This is a genomic window from Mesorhizobium sp. M7A.F.Ca.CA.004.06.1.1, assembly GCF_003999135.1.
Lineage (GTDB): Bacteria > Pseudomonadota > Alphaproteobacteria > Rhizobiales > Rhizobiaceae > Mesorhizobium.
In genome coordinates, this window is sequence record NZ_RZPQ01000146.1 from 4,062 (window position 1) to 9,821 (window position 5,760).

Annotated in this window: 8 protein-coding genes and 1 pseudogene; 3 read left to right on the forward strand and 6 right to left on the reverse strand. The window is 63.9% G+C overall.

All coding sequences use genetic code 11. From position 1 onward, the window contains the following. From EN906_RS38225 to EN906_RS11775, 5 genes and pseudogenes are all read right to left on the reverse strand, one after another. Positions 1–76: pseudogene (locus EN906_RS38225) on the reverse strand (CoA-binding protein); the annotation flags it as partial. Then, a complete protein-coding gene (locus EN906_RS11760) occupies positions 63–827 on the reverse strand; it encodes a GNAT family N-acetyltransferase (protein ID WP_127268570.1) in 765 nt (254 codons plus the stop codon). The gene EN906_RS11760 and the pseudogene EN906_RS38225, both read right to left, overlap by 14 nt. After that, positions 824–1,600 (reverse strand): AAA family ATPase, encoded by a 777-nt coding sequence (locus tag EN906_RS11765; protein WP_127268569.1) that lies wholly within the window; start codon positions 1,598–1,600, stop codon positions 824–826. Before EN906_RS11765 ends, EN906_RS11760 begins: the two co-directional genes overlap by 4 nt. Beyond that, a complete protein-coding gene (locus tag EN906_RS11770; protein ID WP_127268568.1) occupies positions 1,600–2,022 on the reverse strand; it encodes a VOC family protein in 423 nt (140 codons plus the stop codon). Before EN906_RS11770 ends, EN906_RS11765 begins: the two co-directional genes overlap by 1 nt. 10 nt (positions 2,023–2,032) lie before the next feature. Next, positions 2,033–2,854 (reverse strand): enoyl-CoA hydratase, encoded by an 822-nt coding sequence (locus EN906_RS11775; protein ID WP_127268567.1) that lies wholly within the window; start codon positions 2,852–2,854, stop codon positions 2,033–2,035. Positions 2,855–2,995: 141 nt separating this feature from the next. Here EN906_RS11775 and EN906_RS11780 point away from each other — a divergent pair, with 141 nt between their 5' ends. The 3 genes from EN906_RS11780 (at position 2,996) to rpsI (ending at position 4,624) form a co-directional block, all read left to right on the forward strand. Then, positions 2,996–3,460 carry a PaaI family thioesterase gene (locus EN906_RS11780; protein WP_027162402.1) on the forward strand — a complete coding sequence of 155 codons (465 nt, stop codon included), beginning with the start codon at positions 2,996–2,998 and terminating at the stop codon, positions 3,458–3,460. 215 nt (positions 3,461–3,675) lie between these two features. Then, a complete protein-coding gene (gene rplM / locus EN906_RS11785) occupies positions 3,676–4,140 on the forward strand; it encodes a 50S ribosomal protein L13 (RefSeq protein ID WP_013532205.1) in 465 nt (154 codons plus the stop codon). 1 nt (position 4,141) lies between these two features. Next, the gene (gene rpsI / locus EN906_RS11790) at positions 4,142–4,624 is read left to right on the forward strand and encodes a 30S ribosomal protein S9 (RefSeq protein WP_023810272.1); all 483 of its coding nucleotides are present in this window, start codon (positions 4,142–4,144) and stop codon (positions 4,622–4,624) included. Positions 4,625–4,820: 196 nt separating this feature from the next. Here rpsI and EN906_RS11795 read toward each other — a convergent pair whose 3' ends face one another. Then, complete coding sequence (locus EN906_RS11795; protein WP_127268566.1) at positions 4,821–5,720, reverse strand: LysR family transcriptional regulator; 900 nt, start codon at positions 5,718–5,720, stop codon at positions 4,821–4,823. Positions 5,721–5,760: the final 40 nt, after the last annotated feature.

Genomic DNA, 5,760 nt, shown 5'->3' on the forward strand with positions numbered 1-5,760 from the left:
CGCCGACCATGGCGATGGTCTTCACCGAATTGAGGATGCCGGCGATGTAGGTGTTGTCGTAGCTATCGTGGTTCATGCGGCTTCCTGCGGTAGTGGTATCGGTAAAGTTCACGGCTGAACCCAAGCGAGGCATAGAGAGCGCGAGCCGGCGTGTTGTCGACCACCACCTGCAAGCATGCGGCGTGAACCCCTGCCCGCCGCGCCCAGCCGATGAGGCCGCCGACAGTCTTGCGGCCCAGACCTTGCTGCCTGAAACGGCCATCGGTTTCAACCGATTCCACCACAAGCAGGCCATTGCGGATGACGCCATAGGCCAAGGCGGCAATTTCGCTGTCGCGTTCACAGGATACGAACGCCCGGTCGCCGACGATCAGCCCGGTCATCTCGCGAAAGATGCGGCACTCGGCGTCGTCAAAGGTCCCCATGCGGAACCGCGCCGCGAGCCAGTCCTCGCCCGGCACTTTCGAAACGGTGACCTGCTCATCGCGGACTTCAGCCAGGTCGCCGATCCCGGCATGGAGATGGATCGTGCCGCCTTCCGGCTGGTATCCGCGATGGTCGAGTATGGCTTCGAGCTCGCCGGCGATGTCGGGAACCCGAAACAAGGGCGTCTGGCCGTGGCCGATGTAGAAGGACTCGGCGGCGCCGATGACAGCATCCGGCGCGCCACGCTGGCCGCGCAAGGGATTGGCCGAATTGGTGCGCCGGATCCGTCCGCCGGAGCGCCGCAGGAGCCAGCCATCAAAGATCGCCCCGGTCGCCGCCGGCCAGCCTTCGCGGCATGCCTGCTCGACGCGCCAGTTGAGATCATCGTCGCCGGCGCTCACGCGTCATCCTCCCGCAGCGCTTCCTCCATGAACGCCTGCGGATCGGTACAGAAGTCGCGCATCATGCGAAAATGATCGGTATCGCTGAAATCGGTCGGGTCGAGCCCGAAGCGGCTGATGCGGAACAGCCGCGCGCCGGGACAAGCCATCAGCAGCGGCGAATGCGTCGCCATGATCACTTGCGCGGTGCCCGACTGGTCCATGCGCCGCAGCATCTTGAGCAGCTCGATCTGTCGCGTCGGCGACAGTGCGCTCTCGGGTTCGTCAAGGATGTAGATGCCCTGCCTGCGGCAGCGCTCCTCGAAAAATCGGATAAAGCCCTCGCCATGCGACCAGGACAGGAAGTCCGGCGGCGCCCCGCCAGACTGCAGCGCTGCCTGATCGAGATAGCGGGCCACGGAGTAGAAGGATTCGGCGCGAAAGAACCAGCCGGCGGTGACTTTCGGCAGCCAGTGACCACGGAATGCGTTGGCCAACGCAGCACCACTCTTGTCGATAGCGCTGGAATGGTCGACTGGCATATATCCCTTGCCGCCGCCGGCTTCGTCATAGCCGGCCAGTGCGCCGATCGCCTCGAGCAGCGTCGATTTGCCGGTGCCGTTCTCGCCGACAATGATGGTGATCGGCGTGGTGAATTCGAGTTCGAACTCATGGCCGCGAAACAGCGGTAGATTCCAGGGATATTTCTCCCAGTCCGCCACGCGCTCGGCGTCGAGCAGGATGCGCTTCAGATAGGGAGCCTTTAGCCGCGTCAGCTGCTTGCGATGGGCCATCAGCCAGGTAGCGAAATCGTGCCGTCTTCCGCGATCGGAAAGGCAGGATTGTGCGCCACTTCCCAGACATGCCCGTCGGCGTCGGCGAAATAGCCGTACCAGCCGCCCCAAAAGGCCCGGCCGGCCGGCTTGACGATGCGGCCGCCGGCTTTTTCCGCCCTGGCGAGCACGTCGTCGACTTCGGCGTCGGAACGAGTGTTGTAGGCGAGGTAGACCGCCGATGGCGCCGCGGCGAAGGCGATGCCGGAATCCTCTTCTGCGCTGGCGCGCGGGAACAGGCCGAGGATGACGCCGCCCATCTGGAAGAAGGCGACCCCGTCGGTGATGGCGGCATGCCGCTTCAAGCCCATCTCTTCGTAGAAGCGCACGGCGCGGTCTAGATCATCGGTAGCAATGGTGATGATGGAGATGCGCGGTTCCATGACGTTCTCCTTACTCGTCCTTCCATTCCGGCTTGCGCTTGCCGATGAAGGCGCCGATGCCCTCCTCCGCGTCGCGCGCAAGCATGTTCTCGACCATGATCCGGCCGGTATAGGCATAGGCGTCCGCGAGGCCCATTTCAGCCTGGGCGTAAAAGGCTTCCTTGCCGGTCTTGACCACCAAAGATGATTTGGAAGCAATGGTTTGCGCGTATTTGGTGACGATCTGATTCAGGTATTCGCGCGGCACGACGCGGTTGACCAGGCCGAACTCCTTGGCGGTCGCCGCATCGATCGTCTCTCCGGTCAGCAGCATCTCCATGGCATGCTTGCGCGAAACGTTGCGCGACAGCGCCACCATCGGCGTCGAGCAAAACAGCCCGATATTGACGCCCGGCGTGCAGAAGGTCGCTTCGTGCGAGGCGATCGCCAGATCGCAGCTGGCGACCAGTTGCAGCCCAGCGGCGGTGGCAAGGCCGTCAACCTCGGCGATCACAGGCACGGGATGGCGCACGATGGCCTGCATCAGCGTCGCACAAGCGGCAAACGTCTCTGCGAAGAAGGCCTTGCCATGATCGGCGTCAGTGCGGCGCGCCGTCATTTCCTTGAGATCATGGCCGGCGCAGAACACCTTGCCGGCCGCCGACAAAACGATGACGCGAACGGCCTTGTCGGCCTTGGCGCGCTCGAGTTCGGCCGTCAGCGCCGCCATCACCGCCAGCGACAGCGCGTTGGCTGGCGGATTGGCGAGCGTCAGGCGCAGCACGCCCTTGTCCAGTTGTGCAACAACCGGACCTTCAACGGCGGCAGGCTTGATGGCAAGGATTTCGGCCATGGATAAGGTCTCCGCGATTCCGCCTGGGCTATCTAATACCGGATCAGGTTTCGTCCAACACCGATCGCTTGCGCCAGGGGACGAAGGTTGTCAGAAATGCCGCGCCGCGCCCATACAGGTCGGCCAAAACGAGAGACCGACATGCCCGCCCAAACCAATTTGAAGCCGGTTCTGACCGCGCAACAAGTCAATGCGCTGATGGAGACCGTCTATCCGCAGCTCAACGAGCAGTTCAAATATTTCGAGGCGATCGACGTGTTCCCCGGCGGCTGCACCGTGCGGCTCAACGCCGGCGAGCGGCACCTGCGTCCGGGCGGCACGGTGTCCGGCCCTTCGCTGTTCACGCTGGCCGACATTGGCGGCTACGTCTGCGTGCTCAGCCATGCCGGGCCGGATGCGCTTTCCGTTACCGTCAACCTCGACATCAATTTCGTGCGCAAGGCAGAGGCCGGACCGATCGACGGCCACTGCCGCATCCTGAAGCTGGGCAAGAGCCTGATGGTGTTCGACATCGACATCGTTGCCGGCCCGGACGGGCACACGGTGGCGCACGCCACCGGCACCTATTCGATCCCGCCGAAGCGGAATGGCGATGTGGTAAAATAATACCTTTCACTTAACTTATTGTTTTCGCCGCATTTTGTCAGATATTCTCCTTTTCGCGCGCCTTGACGCGATCACCACCCTCGCCTATAAGCCCTCACGAAGCAGCGGCCCGCAAAGGCCGCCGTTTTGTTATTGGCGGCGGGCAGCGTCCTTCCGACAATCCAAGCAACAAGAAACGCCTTCTCTTATGAAGGTCAGAACCGAGAGCAGAAAACATGACAACCTTTTCGCAGAAGCCTGCGGATGTGGTGAAGAAGTGGATCCTGATCGACGCCGAAGGTCTCGTCGTCGGTCGTCTGGCCACTGTCATCGCCAATCATCTTCGCGGCAAGCACAAGCCGACCTTCACCCCGCATGTCGACGACGGCGACAACGTCATTGTCATCAATGCCGACAAGGTGGTGTTCACCGGCAAGAAGTTCACCGACAAGGTCTATTACTGGCACACCGGCCACCCAGGCGGCATCAAGGAGCGCACCGCGCGCCAGCTGCTCGAGGGTCGTTTCCCCGAGCGTGTCGTCGAGAAGGCCGTTGAGCGCATGGTCCCACGTGGCCCGCTCGGCCGTCGCCAGATGAAGAACCTGCGCGTCTATGCAGGTGCCGAGCATCCGCATGTCGCACAGCAGCCCGTCGTGCTCGACGTGGCCAAGCTGAACGCCAAGAACAAGAAGGTCGCATAAGATGGCTGAGCTTTCCTCGCTCGCAGAACTGGGCGCCGCCACCGGCAACACCAATACCCAGCCGGCAGCCCCCGTCCACGTCCAGAAGCTCGACAAGTCGGGCCGCGCCTATGCCACCGGCAAGCGCAAGAACGCCATTGCGCGCGTCTGGGTGAAGCCGGGTTCCGGCAAGATCATCGTCAACGACAAGGAATTCGCGACCTATTTCGCGCGTCCGGTCCTGCAGATGATCCTCAACCAGCCGATCATCGCCTCCAACCGCGCCGGCCAGTACGACATCGTCGCGACCGTTGTCGGCGGCGGTCTCTCCGGCCAGGCTGGCGCCGTGCGTCACGGCATCTCCAAGGCGCTGACCTATTACGAGCCGACGCTGCGCGCCGTGCTCAAAAAGGGCGGCTTCCTGACCCGCGACAGCCGCGTCGTCGAGCGCAAGAAGTACGGCAAGGCGAAAGCCCGTCGTTCGTTCCAGTTCTCGAAGCGCTAAGCGTTCCGCAGCTTCAGACAATCGAAAAGGCCGCCTCCGGGCGGCCTTTTTGTTTGCGGCTCGGCAGTCACCCCACCCGCGCCTGCGGCGCGACCTCCCCATCGAGGGGAGGTAGAAGAGCGCGACGCCCTACCTCCCCTCGATGGGGAGGTCGGCGCGTAGCGCCGGGTGGGGTGAAGGCGCCGGCATAAACAGGTCAGGCCTTGCCGCCCTTGATATAGTCGATGAACGCCCGCAGCGGGGCCGGCACCAGCCGCCGGCCGGGATAATAGAGGAACGGTCCGGGAAAACTCGGCCACCACGGTTCGAGAATGGGCTCAAGCGCGCCGCTTTCGAAGTAGGGGCGAAGCCAGCCCTCGAAGAGGCCGATGATGCCGGTGCCGGCGATGGCCGCATCGACGGCAAGATCGGTCGCGCCGCCGATCCGCACGATCAGCGGCCCTGTCGGATCGACCCGCACCACCTCACCGTCGCGCTCGAACTCCCAAGGCAGCATCGCACCGCTGGCAAAGCGCCCGCGCACGCAAGAGTGGCCAAGCAGGTCGCTCGGGTGTTGCGGCCGCCCATGACGAGCAAGATAGGCAGGGCTGGCAGCGGTGGCGAAGCGCTGCACGCGCGGTCCGATCGGCACCGCGATCATGTCCTGCTCCAGCCGCTCGTCATAGCGGATGCCGGCGTCACACCCGGCCGCCAGCACATCGACAAAGTTCTCATCGGCGATCACTTCCAGACGGATGCCGGGATAGGCGGCGAGGAAACCCGGCACGATATCCGGCAATATCAGCCGCGCGGCGCTGACCGGCACATTGAGACGCAGCGAACCCGCCGGCCTGTCGCGAAAGCCGTTCACCACATCCAGCGCCGCCTCCACCTCCGACAGCGCCGGGCCGAGCCGCTCCAGCAGGCTGAGGCCCGCCTCGGTCGGGACAACGCTGCGCGTCGTGCGATTGAACAACCTGACACCAAGCTGCGCTTCCAGGCGACGCACCGCCTCACTCAAGCCGGAGGCGCTGCCGCCGCTCGCACGCGCGCCATCGCGAAAACCGCCGGCGCGCGCCACCGCCACGAAGGCGTTCAGGTCACTGAGGTCCATCATTGTTCGCCATTCCGCACGGCCTGTGTGGATTGTACCGGAT